At 69.0% G+C, this 16,692-nt stretch carries 15 protein-coding genes; 7 read left to right on the top strand and 8 right to left on the bottom strand.

Annotated elements, in window-relative coordinates; all coding sequences use genetic code 11:
• Entirely contained in the window at positions 1–876 is an 876-nt protein-coding gene (locus ACIA1L_RS00345; RefSeq protein ID WP_396070055.1) for a helix-turn-helix domain-containing protein, read from the bottom strand.
• Between the two features lie 148 nt (positions 877–1,024).
• Here ACIA1L_RS00345 and ACIA1L_RS00340 point away from each other — a divergent pair, with 148 nt between their 5' ends.
• From ACIA1L_RS00340 to ACIA1L_RS00330, 3 genes are read left to right on the top strand one after another with little or no spacing between them, the layout of a single operon-like run.
• Positions 1,025–1,249, top strand: a complete 225-nt coding sequence (locus ACIA1L_RS00340) for a hypothetical protein (protein WP_396070053.1) — start codon at positions 1,025–1,027, stop codon at positions 1,247–1,249.
• Complete coding sequence (locus ACIA1L_RS00335; protein WP_396070050.1) at positions 1,246–1,467, top strand: hypothetical protein; 222 nt, start codon at positions 1,246–1,248, stop codon at positions 1,465–1,467. Before ACIA1L_RS00340 ends, ACIA1L_RS00335 begins: the two co-directional genes overlap by 4 nt.
• A gap of 41 nt (positions 1,468–1,508) precedes the next feature.
• The gene (locus tag ACIA1L_RS00330) at positions 1,509–1,703 is read left to right on the top strand and encodes a hypothetical protein (protein WP_396070048.1); all 195 of its coding nucleotides are present in this window, start codon (positions 1,509–1,511) and stop codon (positions 1,701–1,703) included.
• 5 nt (positions 1,704–1,708) lie between these two features.
• On the opposite strand, the gene serA is transcribed toward ACIA1L_RS00330, so the two are convergent.
• Positions 1,709–3,307, bottom strand: a complete 1,599-nt coding sequence (gene serA / locus ACIA1L_RS00325) for a phosphoglycerate dehydrogenase (RefSeq protein ID WP_396070045.1) — start codon at positions 3,305–3,307, stop codon at positions 1,709–1,711.
• 124 nt (positions 3,308–3,431) lie between these two features.
• Between serA and ACIA1L_RS00320 the strand changes: the two genes are divergently transcribed.
• Together ACIA1L_RS00320 and ACIA1L_RS00315 are read left to right on the top strand one after the other, a co-directional pair.
• On the top strand, positions 3,432–4,145 hold the full coding sequence (locus tag ACIA1L_RS00320) for a class I SAM-dependent methyltransferase (protein ID WP_396070043.1): 714 nt from the start codon (positions 3,432–3,434) through the stop codon (positions 4,143–4,145).
• Complete coding sequence (locus tag ACIA1L_RS00315) at positions 4,120–5,535, top strand: hypothetical protein (protein ID WP_396070040.1); 1,416 nt, start codon at positions 4,120–4,122, stop codon at positions 5,533–5,535. The genes ACIA1L_RS00320 and ACIA1L_RS00315 overlap by 26 nt, the downstream gene beginning before the upstream one ends.
• 17 nt (positions 5,536–5,552) lie before the next feature.
• Here ACIA1L_RS00315 and ACIA1L_RS00310 read toward each other — a convergent pair whose 3' ends face one another.
• The gene (locus tag ACIA1L_RS00310; RefSeq protein WP_396070038.1) at positions 5,553–6,761 is read right to left on the bottom strand and encodes an RNA-guided endonuclease InsQ/TnpB family protein; all 1,209 of its coding nucleotides are present in this window, start codon (positions 6,759–6,761) and stop codon (positions 5,553–5,555) included.
• A gap of 159 nt (positions 6,762–6,920) precedes the next feature.
• On the opposite strand from ACIA1L_RS00310, the gene ACIA1L_RS00305 reads away from it, so the two are divergent.
• The gene (locus ACIA1L_RS00305) at positions 6,921–7,685 is read left to right on the top strand and encodes a glycosyltransferase family 2 protein (RefSeq protein WP_396070037.1); all 765 of its coding nucleotides are present in this window, start codon (positions 6,921–6,923) and stop codon (positions 7,683–7,685) included.
• A gap of 30 nt (positions 7,686–7,715) precedes the next feature.
• Here ACIA1L_RS00305 and ilvC read toward each other — a convergent pair whose 3' ends face one another.
• The 4 genes from ilvC to ACIA1L_RS00285 form a co-directional block, all read right to left on the bottom strand.
• Complete coding sequence (ilvC, locus tag ACIA1L_RS00300; RefSeq protein ID WP_396070035.1) at positions 7,716–8,729, bottom strand: ketol-acid reductoisomerase; 1,014 nt, start codon at positions 8,727–8,729, stop codon at positions 7,716–7,718.
• A gap of 30 nt (positions 8,730–8,759) precedes the next feature.
• Positions 8,760–9,275 (bottom strand): acetolactate synthase small subunit, encoded by a 516-nt coding sequence (ilvN, locus tag ACIA1L_RS00295; RefSeq protein WP_396070961.1) that lies wholly within the window; start codon positions 9,273–9,275, stop codon positions 8,760–8,762.
• A gap of 5 nt (positions 9,276–9,280) precedes the next feature.
• Positions 9,281–11,113 (bottom strand): acetolactate synthase large subunit, encoded by a 1,833-nt coding sequence (locus ACIA1L_RS00290; protein WP_396070033.1) that lies wholly within the window; start codon positions 11,111–11,113, stop codon positions 9,281–9,283.
• Between the two features lie 163 nt (positions 11,114–11,276).
• A complete protein-coding gene (locus ACIA1L_RS00285; RefSeq protein WP_396070032.1) occupies positions 11,277–13,658 on the bottom strand; it encodes a putative bifunctional diguanylate cyclase/phosphodiesterase in 2,382 nt (793 codons plus the stop codon).
• Positions 13,659–13,762: 104 nt separating this feature from the next.
• Between ACIA1L_RS00285 and ilvD the strand changes: the two genes are divergently transcribed.
• Positions 13,763–15,607 carry a dihydroxy-acid dehydratase gene (ilvD, locus tag ACIA1L_RS00280; protein WP_396070031.1) on the top strand — a complete coding sequence of 615 codons (1,845 nt, stop codon included), beginning with the start codon at positions 13,763–13,765 and terminating at the stop codon, positions 15,605–15,607.
• Positions 15,608–15,702: 95 nt separating this feature from the next.
• Here ilvD and ACIA1L_RS00275 read toward each other — a convergent pair whose 3' ends face one another.
• On the bottom strand, positions 15,703–16,629 hold the full coding sequence (locus ACIA1L_RS00275) for a LysR family transcriptional regulator (protein ID WP_396070030.1): 927 nt from the start codon (positions 16,627–16,629) through the stop codon (positions 15,703–15,705).
• Positions 16,630–16,692 lie beyond the last annotated feature (63 nt).

The raw sequence follows: 16,692 nt of genomic DNA, 5'->3' as shown, positions 1-16,692 counted from the left end.
CTATGTCGCCAGATCAGCAGCGACCTTACTCAATTTGTCCCGTGTTTCCTTGGGTCCGAGCGACAGCGCTTGCAGTTGCTCGTAAGCCGCAGAGTACGCGGCAATCTCGGCGGGACGCTCCAGATAGAGAGCTCCTGTCAGCGTATCGACGTAGACCATCTGATCCTCGGCGGCGTCCGGGTAAGGCGCAGGAAGTGGCGGGAAGTTGAGGATCACGAAGCTGCCATCGAAGCCTGCACCGACGGCATAAGGGAGCATCAAGATCTGAATGTTCGAGCGCTGACTGTCCTCGATCAATCGCCCGATTTGCGCCTTCATGACCGCCGGACCTCCGACCATGCGGCGGACAGCGCCCTCGTCGATGACCACCCGTAGCACGGGCGGCTCGCTGGAGGAGAGCACCGACTGTCGCTCTAGCCGCAGCGCGACCTGGCGCTGCAATTCGTCGTCACGCATCGGGATCGGTGCGCCCTGGAACGAGGTTCGCGCGTAGTCCTCGGTCTGCAAGAGGCCGGGGACCATCTGACACTCGTAGGTTCGGATGACCGACGCCTCGGACTCCATCCCGACATAGGTCGAGAACCAGTCCGGAAGGATTTCGGAGTAGCGCTGCCACCAGCCGCGCTGCTTGGCCTGGCGGGCGACGGCGATGACCGCCTCGGCTTGGTCGTCCTTCACTCCGTAGAGGGAAAGCAGCGCGCGGACGTCATTGGGATGGGGACGGACTTCGGCGCTCTCGATGCGGGAGAGCCAGCTCGCGTCGTGGTCGACCCGGCGGGCGGCGTCTCCGGCCGTCAGACCTGCGGAATCGCGGAGTTGGCGCAGCGTCAGGGCCAGCCGTCGCCTTCGGACGGTAGGGCTTTGGCGTGGAAGCACGGCTCATCTTCCCCTCATCGACTACTTGCCGACAACACACCCAAGGATCGCAATTTCCTAAAGACGATCATGAATTGCGCATCTTGCGGATTTCACTCTAGTGCGGCACGGTGAATCACGTCCAGGTCGTCCGACAAGGAGGGTCCTCATGCGACATAAACCGGTCCGGGTGTGGTTCAAGCCGTGGCACAAGCGTTGCCGCTGCGGCTGCCGGTGGTTTCCGTGCCCTGACTCGGTCACGTTGGATCGGCCCAGGCCTGGCTGGAACGATCAGACCGCGGTCTACGACATCATCACGCCCGCGCTGCGCAACGAGCGGCCGCTGATGACGCCGGGTCAGGAATGGCGGTCACGGCAGCGGTGGCCGGGGTGACCGGCAATACCGAGCACATTGCCGCGCGGCCGTCCTGGGACTGCCGATGGTGTGGCAAGCCCTGGCCGTGCGACCCCGCACGCGAATGTCTGATCGTGGAACTCGACCGGGTCCAGCTCGCGATCTACATGTGGATGCACCTGGAGGAAGCGCTCGCGGATCTGCCGCCGGGGCCGCCGGCCGAGCTCTTCGAAAGATTCATCCGCTGGACACACTAGGAGTCGGTTGCCGAGGTCATCGACGTGGGTAAGTGGATGGCATGGCAAGATTCACCGCGCGGCCGAGTCGCCGCCTGGCAATCCTGATCGCGGTGCTGACACCGCTCCTGCTCATCTTCGGGATCGTGCAGGTTCTGCGCGGTGGCGGGCCGGTCTGGTTCTTGGTGCTGTGGCTAGCCGCAGGTGCCTTCATCGTTGCCGCCGCTCTCAGGCGCGTTCTCAAGTCCGGCGGTTGATCGGGTCAGTCTTCGCGGAGGTCGGCGATGCTGCCGCGGGCTGAGCCGATGGCGCCGGCTACCGCCGAGACGAGTTCGGCGGAGACCGAGGAGTCCACAGTGAGGGCCATCAGGGCTTCACCGCCGGCGGAGCGGCGGGCTACCTGCATGGCGGCGATGTTGACGCCGGCGCCGCCGAGGATGGTGCCGATGGCGCCGACCACGCCGGGGCGGTCGGCGTAGCGGAAGAACAGCAGCACGCCGCCCGCGTCGAGTTCCAGATCGAATTCGTCGACGCGGGTCAGTTTGCGGGCTTCGCGGCCGCCGGTCGTGGTCAGGGTGCCGGTCACTGTCACGGGGCGGCCGTCGGGGAGCGCGCCGCGTACGGTGACAAGGTTGTGGTGATCGGGGTCTTCGGGGGAGATGACGAGCTCGACATCCACGCCGCGGTCGGCTGCGAGCTGCGGGGCGTTGACGTAGGTGACCTGCTCTTCCACCACTGAGGCGAACAGGCCCTTGGTGGCGGCGAGCTTCAGCACGGTGACGTCGTGCGAGACGATTTCGCCGCGGACTTCGACTGTCACGGTGGCGGCGATGCCGCCGGCGACCGCGGTGAAGATCTTGCCGAGGCGTTCGGCGAGGCCGAGAAGGGGCCGGACGTCCTCGTCGACGACGCCACCGGCCTGCACGTTGACCGCGTCGGGGACGAACTCGCCTTGCAGGGCGAGCTTCACGCTGCGGGCTACAGATAGGCCAGCCTTGTCCTGAGCCTCCACTGTGGAAGCGCCAAGGTGCGGGGTGACCACGACGTTCTCGAAGGCGAACAGCGGTGACGAGGTCATCGGCTCGGTCGTGAACACATCCAGCCCTGCGCCGGCCACTCGACCGTCGGCCAGGGCCTCGGCCAGGGCGTGTTCGTCGACCAGACCGCCGCGGGCGGCGTTCACGATGCGGACACCGGGTTTGACGATCGCCAGCTCTTTTTCGCCGATCAAACTCAGAGTCTCGGGGGTACGCGGTAAGTGCACCGAGATGAAGTCGCTCTCCCGCAGCAGCTCGTCCAGCCCGACCAGTCGGACGCCGAGTTGGGCGGCTCGGGCCGGCTGGACGTACGGGTCGTACGCGATCAGCCGGGTCCCGAAGGCTTCCATGCGTTGCGCGAAGAGGACGCCGATGCGACCGAGCCCGACCACCCCAACGGTTTTGCCCTGCACTTCGACGCCGGTGTAGCGGGAGCGTTGCCATTCGCCGCGCTTGAGGGCGACCCCGGCGGGCAGGGTGTGGCGGGCGACCGCGAGGAGCAGGGCGATGGCCTGTTCGGCGGCGGAGACGATGTTGGAGGTGGGTGCGTTGACCACCATGACGCCGCGGGCGGTGGCGGCCGGAACGTCCACGTTGTCGAGGCCGACGCCGGCGCGGGCGACGATGCGCAGGCGGGTGCCGGCGGCGATGGCTTCGGCGTCGATGCGGGTCGCGCTGCGGACGATGACGGCGTCCGCTTCGGCCAACTCGGCGAGCAGCGCGGCGCGGTCGGTGCCGTCGACGTACCGGACATCGAAGTCGTGGGCGAGCACGTCGAGCGCGGCGGGTGCCAGTTCCTCAGCGATCAGCACGACGGGGGTCATGGATGGATGGTAGGCGGATCAACCGTCCTGGTGGGACCCTCATTTAGATCGATCATGATCGAACCGTTGCGGGCCTGCAGGAACTCCGGCGACCGGGTGGCCGGTCCGATACGATCGGCCGACAGTGATCTCGGTCGTCGAGGGGATGCCGGTGCCGCAGGTTCGTTCCACGCCCGAGAAGTGGTCGCTGGGCGATCTCTTGGCATTGCAGGCCTTGCAGCCGCTGATCACGTCGTACATTCCGTGGACTTCCTGGTCGATGCGGCCGTCCGCGGTCGCCAGTGTGGTGAACGACGTCATGCTGCGGCAGCGGCGGACGGTGGTCGAGCTCGGCGCGGGTTCGTCCACGTTGGTGCTGGCCCGGGCCGTGCAGCTCACCGAGGGCACGCTGGTCAGCATCGAGCACGACGCGGGTTTCGCCGCGGCGCTGAACCGGCAGTTGCGGGCTGCCGGGCTGGCTGATCGGGCCGCCGTGCACCACGTGCCGCTGACACCGTTTCCGGCGGCCGACGCCCCGAGCGGGGGCCGGAGCGCGCCGACCACCTGGTATGACGTCGAGGGGCTGCGCTCGGTCACACCAGAAGGTATCGATCTGCTGATCGTGGACGGTCCCCCGGCTGGTGATCTCGGCGACGTCCTGGTGCGCGAGCCAGCGGTCCGGGTGCTACGGGACAGGTTCGCGACCTCGTACTCCGTGTTCTTGGACGACGCGGAACGGGAGCCGGAGCGGGAGACGTTGGCGCTGTGGGAGCAGCAGCTCGGCATCCCTTTCCTCATTGTGGATCGCCTGACCCTTGGCGTAGGAAGTACGGATGGTGGTTTCACGCCCACGCTCTGAACCGGCCGTCGAGCGGACGGCGCCCTGCCTGCATTTCGACATCCAGCTGACCGAGCCGGCCGAGCTGCGGTGGACGTGTGGCTCACGGCTACACATGGAGAAGGCCGTCTTCACCGAGGCGACGGACCTCGAGCATCCGGCGTACGGCACGTTGTCCACGCTCGGGGAGACCGCGGGGCTGCACGACGTGCAACTGTCCACGGTGGGACCGGTGCGGCTGGAGATCGATCTCGAGCCGCACAAGGGGCCACGCCATGGTTCGGTGCCCGGGACCGAGGCGGAGCAGCGGCGGGTGGTCGGCATGCTCGCCGAGTGGGCCTGGGGCGATGACGGGGTGGACCTCACCGAGGTGGTGATGCAGGCGCCGCTGGCCGACAACAACTCGGATCAGCCGCCGCTGTCGGACCGGTTGCGTGAGCGCGGCTGGGACGCCGCCGACATGTGGCTGCTCACCTCGCTGGCGCCGAAGATGATGGAGCACAAGACGCCGTGGTGCATCCGCCCGGTCCGCGTGGTCTATGGCAGCGCGGGCACGCTGATGGTGTGGCATCCGATTGCGGACGAACATGACTGGGAGCCGAACCAGCCGATGCCACCGGGTAAGCGCTTCTTGGTCCCGCTGCCCGAGTGCCGGCGGCGGCACGGACAGCTCACCGCCATCCAGGGCACCGATGGCACTGCCGAGGCCGGCCGGCTGGTGCAGGATGTCATGCAGCACCACGACTGGACCGAGTGGCAGTTGACGCAGCGGGTGGAGCAGTGGGAGCGGCAGTTCTTCGCGCTGGCCCGCGACGGCGCTTTCGAGGCCCACCTAGATGCCAGGCACCTGGGCGTCGCCCTGGACGAGGCGCATCAGCTGCTGGGACTGCTGCGCCGGATCAACCGGGACATGGCCCGCCGCGGCCGGCTCGGCTGGCTGCCCGCGCCGCCGGTGGAGGAGATCGAGGATTCGGTGACGTCGCTGCGGCTGGAAGTGCAGCGGCGGACCAACCGGGTGGAGACCCGGACGGAAGCGCTGAACGGCAGCCTGCGGGAAGGCTGGACGCTGCTGTCCAGTGCGGCGGGTGGCGCCCGCCTGCAACTGGACCGGGAGACCTCGGAGCGTACGCAGGGCTTCCAGAACGCCGCGGGCCTGGTGGCTGCGCTGGTGCTCGTGCCGGGCCTCGTGCTGAGTCTCTACGGCGCGGAGGTCAAGGGGCTGCCCGGTATGGACGGCTCGTTCGGGCTGATCGCCATGGCGGCGTACGCGGCGGTCGGGGCGCTGTCCACCTTCTCGACCCTGCGCGCCATGGCTTACCGCAAGCGCGCGCTGGCGTTGGTGATTCTGGTGGTGGGCTTCTTCGCGCTGGTGCTGACCACGGTTCTGCTGATCACTTTTGGATGGGACTAGTTGACATCTTCCCCGCCCTAAAGGACAGGGATTGCCTGGGTCGCCCCAGGGGTTTCCTGCTTCGCCGACGACTGCCCCGTGCGAGAGGACTCTCGTTGAGGTCTTACACCGCCTCCACAGGCAATCACGGAGAGCCCCTCCGCGAGAATGTTGCGGGCCGCGTTGACGTCGCGGTCGTGGGCGGTGCCACACCGGCACGTCCACGACCGCATGTTCAGCGGCATCCGCTCAGCGAGGGCACCACACGCCGAGCACAGCTTGGACGATGGGAACCATCGGTCCACCACCACGAGGTTGCGGTCGTGCCAGTCGGCCTTGTATTCGAGCAGGGTGCGGAACTGCCGCCAGGCCGCGTCGCTGATGGCGCGGGCCAGGCTGTGGTTCTTGACCATGTTGCGCACGGTCAGGTCCTCGATCACGATCGTTTGATTCTCACGAACGAGCCGAGTGGTCAGCTTGTGCAGGTAATCGCGCCTGCGGTCGGTGATCCGGGCATGGACGCGGGCAACCTTGAGTGCGGCCTTGGCCCGGTTCGTGGAGCCCTTCTCTTTCTTCGCGAGGTTCCGCTGAGCCTTGGCGAGCGCGGCCCGGTCGCGGCGTTCGTGCCGCGGGTTGGTGATCTTCTCCCCGGTGGACAGGGTGAGCAGGCTGTCCAGCCCGACATCGACGCCGACCGCACCCGTGGCCGGGGCCTGTTCGACCCGACCGTCGCACAGCAGGGACACGAACCAGCGGCCTGCGGCGTCCTGCGACACGGTCACCGTGGACGGCGCCGCGCCCTCGGGCAGCGGCCGGGACCACACGATGTCCAGGGGCTCGGCCATCTTCGCCAGGGTGAGCCGGCCGTCGCGGTAGCGGAACCCGCTGGTGGTGTACTCCGCCGATTTCCGCGACGTCTTCTTGCTTTTGAAGGTCGGGTACTTGGCGCGCTTGGCGAAGAAGTTCGTGTACGCCATCTGGAGATGGCGCAGCGTCTGTTGCAGCGGGACCGAGGAGACGTCGTTGAGGAACGCCAGCTCGTCGGTCTTCTTCCACGCGGTCAACATCGCCGACGTGGCGTTGTAGCTCACCCGTTCCTGGCGCAGCGTCCACGCCTCGGTGCGGGCCTGCAACGCCCTGTTGTAGACCAACCGGACACAGCCGAACGTACGGGCAAGCTCGCCCGCCTGCTCGGGGCTCGGATAGAAGCGGTACCTGAACGCCCGCTTCACCGCACGACTGGTCACGGCTCACAACCTAGCAAGCTAGCCAGTAAGGCCCGCGGCGGCAGCCGGGTACACGCCCATCCGCCTTGGCGGCGGATCAACTTTTCCTGCCCTGCCCTGCTCCGCAAGCGATCCGTTACCTCTCCGCCCGAAGACCGGAATATCCACGGAAGGAATCTGATGACGGAAGTCGCTTTTCTCTCCGGCGTCACACGGCCGGAACTGCTCGCGGGACTCCACGCGTCGCTGTGCGCGCAGGACGTCGACTGGAAATGGTGTGCGCAGCTCGACGGCGACGCGATCGGCTGGGAGCCGGGCGAGGCCGATCGGGACGGCTGGCTCGGCGATCCGCGGGTGGAGCTGGAACGCAATCCGAAGCCGCTGGGTTCGGGCACCAGCCGCAACCTGGCGCTGATCCGCAGCAAGGGCACGCCATACGTGCTCTGTGTGGACGACGACGATCTGCTCTACCCCGGCGGGATCGACACGCTGCTGAAAACCGTCAAGGAGCAGCGGAAGTGCCTCGGGGCGTGGGGCCGCACGGACGTCATGCGCGATGCCACCGAGCCGCCGGATGCCGCGACGGCCGAGGTGTTCAAGTCGTGGCCTGAGACCGGCCTGATTCCGCCGGGGACGATCGGCGCGCAGTTCCAGGAGACGGGCCGGTTCGCCGTGCATGTCGGTGCGGTGCTGTGGCGGCGTACCCATCTGGTCGCGGTCGGGGGTTATGGCGCCTTGCCCCGGTCGATCGACACGCACCCGTTCATCTCGGCCGAGTCGTTGTTTCCCGTCTACTACGAGGACGTGCCGGTGTATCGCTACCTGATCCATCCCGGGCAGATGACGCAGACGGCGTACTACCAGGAGATCAAGAGCCGGGTGCAGGGCCACACGTTCGAGCGGGCGGCCCTGATGCGGCAACTGCTGGAGCTGCGCGAGGAGTAGGGGCGACCGGACCGGCCGCCCCTACTCACCTCAGGCGGTTTCGGTGATCGGCCGGTCCACCCAGCTCATCATGTCGCGCAGCTTCTTGCCGGTGACCTCGATCGGGTGTTCGGCGCCCTCCTTGCGGAACTGCGCCAGGCGGGTGCCACCCTCCTCGTCGTCGGCGATGAGCTTCTTGGTGAACTCACCCGACTGGATCTCGGCGAGGATCTTCTTCATCTCCTCCTTCACCCCGGCGTTGATCACGCGCGGGCCGCTGACGTAGTCGCCGAACTCGGCGGTGTCGGAGACGCTGTAGCGCATGCGGGAGATGCCGCCCTCGTACATGAGGTCGACGATCAGCTTGAGCTCGTGCAGGCACTCGAAGTAGGCGATCTCCGGGGCGTAGCCCGCCTCGGTGAGCACCTCGAACCCGGTCTGCACCAGGGCGGCCGTGCCGCCGCAGAGCACCGCCTGCTCGCCGAACAGGTCGGTCTCCGTCTCCTCCTTGAAGGTGGTCTTGATGACGCCGGCGCGGGTGCCGCCGATGGCCTTCGCGTAGGACAGGGCGAGCGCCTGGGCGCCACCGGAGGCGTCCTGCTCGACCGCGATCAGCGCGGGCACGCCCTTGCCGTCGACGTACTGGCGGCGGACGAGGTGGCCCGGGCCCTTCGGCGCGACCATCGCGACGTCCACGTTTGACGGGGGCTTGATCAGCTCGAAGCGGATGTTGAGGCCGTGGCCGAAGAACAGCGCCTTGCCCGCGGTCAGGTGCGGCTCGATCGACTCCGTGTAGATCTTGCGCTGGGCGGTGTCCGGGGCCAGCACCATGATCACGTCGGCCCAGGCGGACGCCTCGGCGGGCGTGGCGACCTTGAGGCCCTGCTCCTCGGCCTTGGCCCGGCTCTTCGAGCCCTCCTGCAGGCCGACCACCACGTCGACGCCCGAGTCGCGCAGCGACAGCGAGTGGGCGTGGCCCTGGCTGCCGTACCCGATGACGGCGACCTTGCGGCCCTGAATGATGGACAGGTCGGCGTCGTCGTCGTAGAACGTTTCGGCGGTCATGCTGGTTTCCTTTTCTACAGGTAGCAAGATTCAGGCGGCGCGCAGCGCCGGGCCGGTGGTGATGGAACGCGAGCCGCGGCCGATGGCCACGAGGCCGGACTGCACCATCTCCTTGATGCCGAACGGCTCGAGGTCGCGCAGCAGCGCGTCCAGTTTGTCGGGGTTGCCGGTCGCCTCGATGGTGAGGGTGTCCGGGGCGACGTCGATCACCCGCGCCCGGAACAGCTCGACCGTTTCGAGCACCTGCCCGCGGATCGCGCGGTCGGCGCGCACCTTGACGAGCAGCAGCTCGCGCTGGACCGACTGCTGCGGGTCCAGCTCGACGATCTTCAGGACGTTCACCAGCTTGTTGAGCTGCTTGGTCACCTGCTCCAGGGGTGCGGAGTCGGCGTTGACCACGATCGTGATGCGGGAGACGTCCGGGTTCTCCGTCTCGCCCACCGCCAGCGATTCGATGTTGAAACCACGCCGGGAGAAGAGGCCGCTCACCCGGGCGAGGACGCTCGGCTTGTTCTCGACCAGCACGGAGAGGGTGTGCTTGTTCATGATGGTCACAGGTCATCCTCGTCGAAGGTCGGGCGCACGTCCCGAGCGAACATGATTTCGTCGTTGCTCGTGCCGGCTGCGACCATCGGCCACACCATCGCGTCCTTGCCGACGGTGAAGTCGATGACCACCGGGCGGTCGTTGATCTCCATCGCGGCCTGGATCGTGGCGTCCACCTCGGCCTTGGACTCGCAGCGCAGGCCGACACAGCCCAGCGCCTCGGCCAGCTTCACGAAGTCGGGGATGCGGTGCTTGTGGGTGCCCAGCTCGGTGTTGGAGTAGCGGCCCTCGTAGAACAGCGTCTGCCACTGGCGGACCATGCCCAGGTTGCCGTTGTTGATGACCGCGACCTTGACCGGGATGCCTTCCAGAGCACAGGTCGCCAACTCCTGGTTGGTCATCTGGAAGCAGCCGTCGCCGTCGATCGCCCACACCTGGGTCTCCGGCATGCCGACCTTGGCGCCCATCGCGGCCGGGACCGCGTAGCCCATCGTGCCCGCGCCGCCCGAGTTGAGCCAGGTGCCCGGCTTCTCGTACTTGATGAACTGCGAGGCCCACATCTGGTGCTGGCCCACGCCCGCGGCGTAGATCGCGTCCGGCCCGACCAGCTCACCGATCCGCTGGATGACGTACTGCGGGGCGAGGGTGCCGTCGGTCGGCTCGTCGTAGCCCAGCGGGTACCGCTCGCGCAGATCGTTCAGCTGCGCCCACCACGGCTCGTACGCGCCAGCGCCGGTCGCCGAGCCGGACACCGCCGCGATCAGCTCGTCGATCACGTGTCGGGCGTCGCCCACGATCGGGACGTCGGCGTGCCGGTTCTTGCCGATCTCGGCCGGGTCGATGTCGGCGTGCACGACCTTGGCGTCCGGGGCGAACGAGTCCAGCTTGCCGGTGACCCGGTCGTCGAAGCGGGCGCCGAGGGTGACAAGCAGGTCGGCCTTCTGCAGCGCGTACACGGCGGGGACCGTCCCGTGCATGCCGGGCATGCCCAGGTGCTGCGGGTGCGAGTCGGGGAACGCGCCGATCGCCATCAGCGTGGTGACCACCGGCATGCCGGTCAGCTCGGCGAGCTTGCGCAGCCCGTCGGTCGCACCGGCCTTGAGGACACCGCCGCCGACGTACAGAACCGGGCGTTTAGCCTCCGCGATCAGCCGGGCCGCCTCGCGGATCTGCTTGCCGTGCGGGTGCAGCGTGGGCCGGTAACCGGGCAGGTCCAGTGTCGGCGGCCACGAGAACGAGGTCTGCGCCTGCAACACGTCCTTGGGGATGTCGACCAGCACCGGGCCGGGCCGGCCGGTCGACGCCAGGTGGAACGCCTCGGCCAGGATCCGCGGGATCTCCTCGGCCGTCTGGACCAGGAAGTTGTGCTTGGTGATCGGCAGGGTGATGCCCTGGATGTCGGCCTCCTGGAAGGCGTCCGTACCGATCGCCGGGCGCGGCACCTGGCCGGTGATCGCCACCATCGGCACCGAGTCCATGTACGCGTCCGCAATCGGCGTCACCAGGTTGGTGGCCCCCGGGCCGGAGGTGGCGAAGCACACGCCGACCTTGCCGGTGGCCTGGGCGTAGCCGGTAGCCGCGTGCCCGGCGCCTTGCTCGTGGCGGACCAGGATGTGCCGCACCTTCGAGTCGTAGAGCGGGTCGTACGCGGGCAGGATCGCCCCGCCGGGAATGCCGAACGCCACGTCGACGCCGAGCGCCTCGAGGGACCGCACGAGCGAACCGGCGCCGGAGACCGGGGTCGGCGCGACCGCCGTGACGGCCGGGGCACCGGCGTGGGCGGCGACGGTGGCCGGGGTGGCGCGGTGGGCGAGTGTCTCGGGCGTGGGTCTCGTCATGGCGTTCAGACCTTCGTTCGGGTTCGGGTGTCGTTTCCCGTAGGACAGAAATCCGAGCAACAAAAAAGGCCCGCGTGCAGAAGCACGGGACCTGGCGCACTGCCCAAGCGGATCAGGGCAGCGCGCTCAACTAAGTACTACGGAAAGCGACGAACACATGCGGCTAAGACTGCCCCATCTCACGAGGTGCGTCAACTGATCTCATATCTTGGTCACTCGAAAAGGCCGGGTCGGTCGGCAGCACCGCCCGCACCTGCCGCATTCCGGGGCCCAGCATGACGATCTGGCTGCGCGCCGGGGCGCTCGGGGCTCCCCCGGTCTTGCGGCTACGCGGCGCCGGCACCGGCCGCTGCGCGGTGGCCCGACCCGCCCGAAGCTGGGCTTCGAGGTGTTCCGCGGGCACGCCCCAGCCGAACAGCGACCCCTGGCCGAGCCGACAGCCGGCCTCCTCGACCACCTCGCGCTGCGCGGGTGTGCCGATGCCTTCGGCGAGCACTTCGAGGCCGAGCCGGTGGCCCAATCGCACCACCACGTCGACCAGCGGCGCGGCCATGCCGGTTCGGGACTCCGGCTCGGCGACGAGCGCGTGGTCGATCTTCAGGATGTCGACGGGCAGGTTCCGCAGTTGTCCGAGCGAGGAATAGCCGGCGCCGAAATCGTCCAACGCGATGCGCACACCGGTGGACCGCAGCTCGACCAGGCGGCGGATCAGCTCGTCCATGTCGGTGGCAACCGCGTGCTCGGTCACCTCCAGCACGAGGCGCTGCGGCGGCACGCCGTATTTGTCGAGGACCGCTGCCACCTGACCGGCGTAGTCGGCGGCGTGCAGCTCCTTGGGCGACAGGTTCACCGAGACCCACACGTCGTGCTTCGCGGCCAGCCACTGGGCGAGTTGGGCGCACGCCTGGTCCAGCACCCAGGCACCCAGCGAACCAATCAGGCCGGACTCCTCGGCGACCGGAATGAACTCGTCGGGGCGCACCGAACCGAGCTCGGGGTGGTGCCAGCGCAGCAGGGCCTCCGCGCCGACCGGGCGTACGGATGGAAGGGCGACGACCGGCTGGAAGACGAGCCGCAGCTGACCGCGGTCGATGGCGTGGCGCAACTCGTTCTCCAGCACGCTGTGCCGGCGCAGCAGTTCGTCGTAGCGCTTCTGGTAGCGCTCGACCCGGTTCTTGCCGCGCTGCTTGGCATAGCGCAGGGCGAGGTCGGCGTCGCGCATGAGCTCGCCGGTGTCGCCGGGCGTCAGGGATCCGGCGACGCCCACGCTCGCCGAGAGGAAGATCGACCCGTCCTCCGTCTCGTACGGCTCGCAGAGCACGGCCAGCAGGCGCTCCCCCACCGCCATCGCCTCGTCCGGGGTGGCCTGCATGAGTGCCGCGAATTCGTCGCCGCCCAGCCGGGCCGCGACGTCGCCGGCGCCGAGCACGGTGCGCAGCCGCTCGGCCACCTCGGTGAGGACGGCGTCGCCGATGTCGTGCCCGCGCATGTCGTTGACATTCTTGAAGCCGTCCAGGTCCAGCCCGACCAGCGTGCGCGGGTGGCCCGGAACAGGTGTTTCGCGCAGTGCCCGGAGCAGGCCGCGACGGTTGGCGAGCCCGGTCAGCGGGTCGGTGTGGGCCAGCTCGCGGAAGTGCGCCTCCCGCTGCCGCAGCTGCAGGGTGTAGCTGCGGACGTCCCCGAGGGCCACGTATTGCCGGCTGACGAGGGCGAAACCCTCGATGCAGGCGCCGAGGAAACCGAAGCCGGTGAACTCTCCGCCGGCCAGGATGTGCGCGGTGCCGGCGAGCACCATCGCGGCCATCGGCCAGAACGCATAGCCGGTGCCGCGTTGGGTGATGTCGCCCGCCACGGTGACGGGCCGGTCGGCGACCTTGACCGCTCGGGCGACCACGACCAGCCCGGCCGGCAGCATCAGCGCGCCGAGCAGGACCACGATCGGCCCGCCCTGGCAGATGCCGCCCGGCACGAGGGTGGCGGAGAGCGCGACCAGGGTGACGCCCGCCGACACCCGGACGGTGATGTGCCGCGGTCGGTGGGCGTGCACGGCCAGGATCGTGGTGAGCCCGGCGCCGATGGTGGCGACCCCCGCGCCGAGCAGCACCGACAGGCACCGCACCGGGGTCAGGTCACCGAGGATGCGGGTCGGGTCGGAAACCAACGTCCAGCCGACGAACCAGATCGCCGCCGCGATGACCAGGCCGTCCAGCAGGTGCCGCAACGCGGCGCGGCGGTTCTCCGCGGCGCCGGGCAGCATCAGCGTGCCGGCGAGCAGGGTCAGGGTGCCCAGCGCCATCGCCACCGCGACGGCCTGGCCGAGGGTCTGCACGTGCTGGCGCATCTCGTCGTGCGCCATGAACAGGGCGCTGACCAGCCCAGCCAGCGCGGCCCCGGTGGCAACGGCGGCTCCCGCGGCGAGCAGCAGGTGGGCGCGTCGGGCGGCGCCGGTGTGTCGCCGGCCGGAATTGCCCAACAGCGCGACAGCCGGGACAGCGGCCAGGAGGCTCGCCAGCCCGGCCAGCTCCACGCCGGACGGTGAGTGCACCCCGACCACTTTGCCGTACGCGCATCGATTTCTCTATCCCGAGGGATGGACATGCGCGGTGCCGCCACACCCCCGGTCCTTACTCGCGGTGGCAGTATGGGGGGATGCCTGAGCTGCGCTCCCGGACCTCGACCCATGGTCGGACCATGGCCGGCGCGCGTGCCCTGTGGCGCGCCACCGGCATGACCGACGACGACTTCGGCAAGCCCATCGTGGCGATCGCCAACAGCTTCACCCAGTTCGTGCCCGGGCACGTCCATCTGAAGGACATGGGCGGTCTGGTTGCCGACTCGATCGCAGCGGCGGGTGGGGTGGGTCGCGAGTTCAACACGATCGCGGTCGACGACGGCATCGCCATGGGCCACGGCGGTATGCTCTATTCGCTGCCCAGCCGCGAGCTGATCGCCGACGCCGTGGAGTACATGGTCAACGCGCACTGCGCGGACGCCCTGGTCTGCATCTCGAACTGCGACAAGATCACCCCGGGCATGCTGATCGCCGCGCTGCGGCTGAACATCCCGACGGTGTTCGTCTCCGGCGGGCCGATGGAGGCCGGCAAGACGGTTGCCATCGAAGGCGTGGTGCACGAGAAGCTGGACCTGGTGGATGCGATGAGCGCCAGCGCCAACGAGAACGTGACCGACGCGCAGCTCGACACCATCGAGCGGTCGGCCTGCCCGACTTGCGGCTCGTGCTCCGGCATGTTCACCGCCAACTCGATGAACTGTCTGACCGAGGCCATCGGCCTGGCCCTGCCGGGCAACGGCTCGACGCTGGCTACGCACGCCGCGCGCAAGGCGCTGTTCGAGCGGGCCGGGTCGCTGATCGTGGAGATCGCCAAGGAGTACTACGAGAACGACGACGAGTCGGTGCTGCCGCGGTCGATCGCTTCGCGGGACGCCTTCGAGAACGCGGTCGCGCTGGACGTGGCGATGGGCGGCTCCACGAACACGGTGCTGCACCTGCTGGCCGCGGCGCGCGAGGCTGAGTTGGACTTCAGCGTGGCGGACATCGACGCGGTCTCGCGCCGGGTGCCGTGTCTGGCGAAGGTCGCTCCGAACAGCCCGAAGTACCACATGGAGGACGTGCACCGGGCGGGTGGCATTCCGGCTCTGCTGGGTGAGCTGCACCGCGGCGGGGCACTGCGCACCGGAGTCCGCTCGGTGCATTCCCCGGACCTGACGTCCTGGCTGGACAACTGGGACATTCGTGGCAAATCACCCAGTCCAGCGGCGATGGAGCTGTTCCACGCGGCACCCGGCGGCGTGCGTACCACCCAGCCGTTCTCCACGACCAACCGCTGGTCGACCCTCGACACCGACGCAGCCGCGGGATGCATTCGCTCGGTGGAGCACGCCTACACCGCGGACGGCGGCCTCGCGATCCTGTTCGGCAACCTCGCGCCGGACGGCTGCGTGGTGAAGACCGCCGGCGTGGCCGAAGAACTGTGGAAATTCACCGGGCCGGCGCGGGTCTACGAAAGCCAGGACGCGGCGGTCGAGGGCATCCTCGGCAAGCAGGTCGTCGAGGGCGACGTCGTGATCATCCGCTACGAGGGCCCGCGCGGCGGACCCGGCATGCAGGAAATGCTCTACCCCACATCCTTCCTCAAGGGCCGCGGCCTCGGCAAAGCCTGCGCGCTGATCACCGACGGCCGCTTCTCCGGCGGCACCTCCGGCCTGTCCATCGGGCACGTCTCCCCCGAGGCGGCATCCGGCGGGCTGATCTCCCTGGTCCAGACCGGTGACGAGATCACCATCGACATCCCGGGCCGCTCGATCACCCTGCAGGTGCCCGACGAAGAACTGGCACAGCGGCGGCACGAGGAAGAGCTGCGCCCCAAGCCGTACACGCCGGTCGACCGACAGCGCCCGGTCTCGGCGGCCCTGCGGGCCTACGCCTCGATGGCGACCAGCGCAAGCGACGGGGCATACCGCCGGGTTCCTTGATAATTACGGGCACACCCGCAGACACAAGCAGCACCGACCGGCCCTGACCCACGCAGACCTTGCTGCACGGCAGGGCCGGTCGCGCAGCTGCCGGCTCAGCGCTCCGGCCAGCCCGCCGTGATATCGGCGGCGACGTCGTGCAGCAGCCCGAGGAAGACACCCACCAGTGGGGTGGCGCCAGAGTCCGCGGCGGTGACCGCGAACACGTCGCGGTGCAGGCCCGGCGAGGTGACCTCGCGGTGGGTGGTGCCTGGGGCGGCGATCAAGGCCAGCCGGGACACCAGGGCGACACCGAAACCGGTGCCGACCAGAGCCTGCGCCACGTCGTACGACTCCGTCTCGAACCGAACTCGGGGCGCGAAGCCCGCGGCGGCGGCCGCCCGGTCGAACTGGGCGCGGGCGGCATGCCCGGCACGGATGGTGACCCAGGACTCCGCGCCGAGCCGATCCAGCCCGAGCGCCGCACCGGCCGGCACCGCGGCGGCCAGCGCGTGGTCGTCGGGCAGGACCAGCACCATCGGGTCGCGCATCAGGCGGTGCACGGCCACCCGCTCGGTGCCGGCGAGCGGCTCGTCCCAGGCTGCGAGCACCGCCATGTCCAAGCGCCCCGCCGCGACCTCGTCGACGCCCTGATCGGAGCGAATGTCGGTGACGGACAGATCAGCATCCGGGAAGCGGTGGCGCAACGTGGTCAGCGCCGGAGGCAGCAGCCGCAGGGCCGCCGCCTGGAACGCGCCGATGCGCAACCGAACGCTCAGACGGCCGCGGAGGGCGTCGAGCCGGTCCGCCGCCTCCGCCGTCGCTGCGTCGATGCTGTGGCCGTACCCGGAAAGCAGTTCACCGGCCGCGGTCAGCGACGCACCGCGCGGTCCGCGATGCACCAGCCGCGTGCCGAGCTCGCGCTCAGCGCGGGCGACCTGCTGGGTGACGGCGGCCGGGGTGAGCCCGAGCGCCTCGGCGGTCGCCGCCATCGAGCCGTGCCGGCCGATCAGCGCCAGCAACCTGAGCTGTCCGGGATCCACCCAGTAAAAATACTTAATGCTGGGCCAACTATGCCGGCATTCTCTTAACGCTGAACGCCCGCC

The organism is Actinoplanes sp. NPDC051859, from assembly GCF_044452725.1.
Taxonomy (GTDB): Bacteria; Actinomycetota; Actinomycetes; order Mycobacteriales; family Micromonosporaceae; genus Actinoplanes.
Note: the sequence above shows the minus strand (reverse complement) of the source record. Positions and strands in the feature narration are given on the sequence as shown.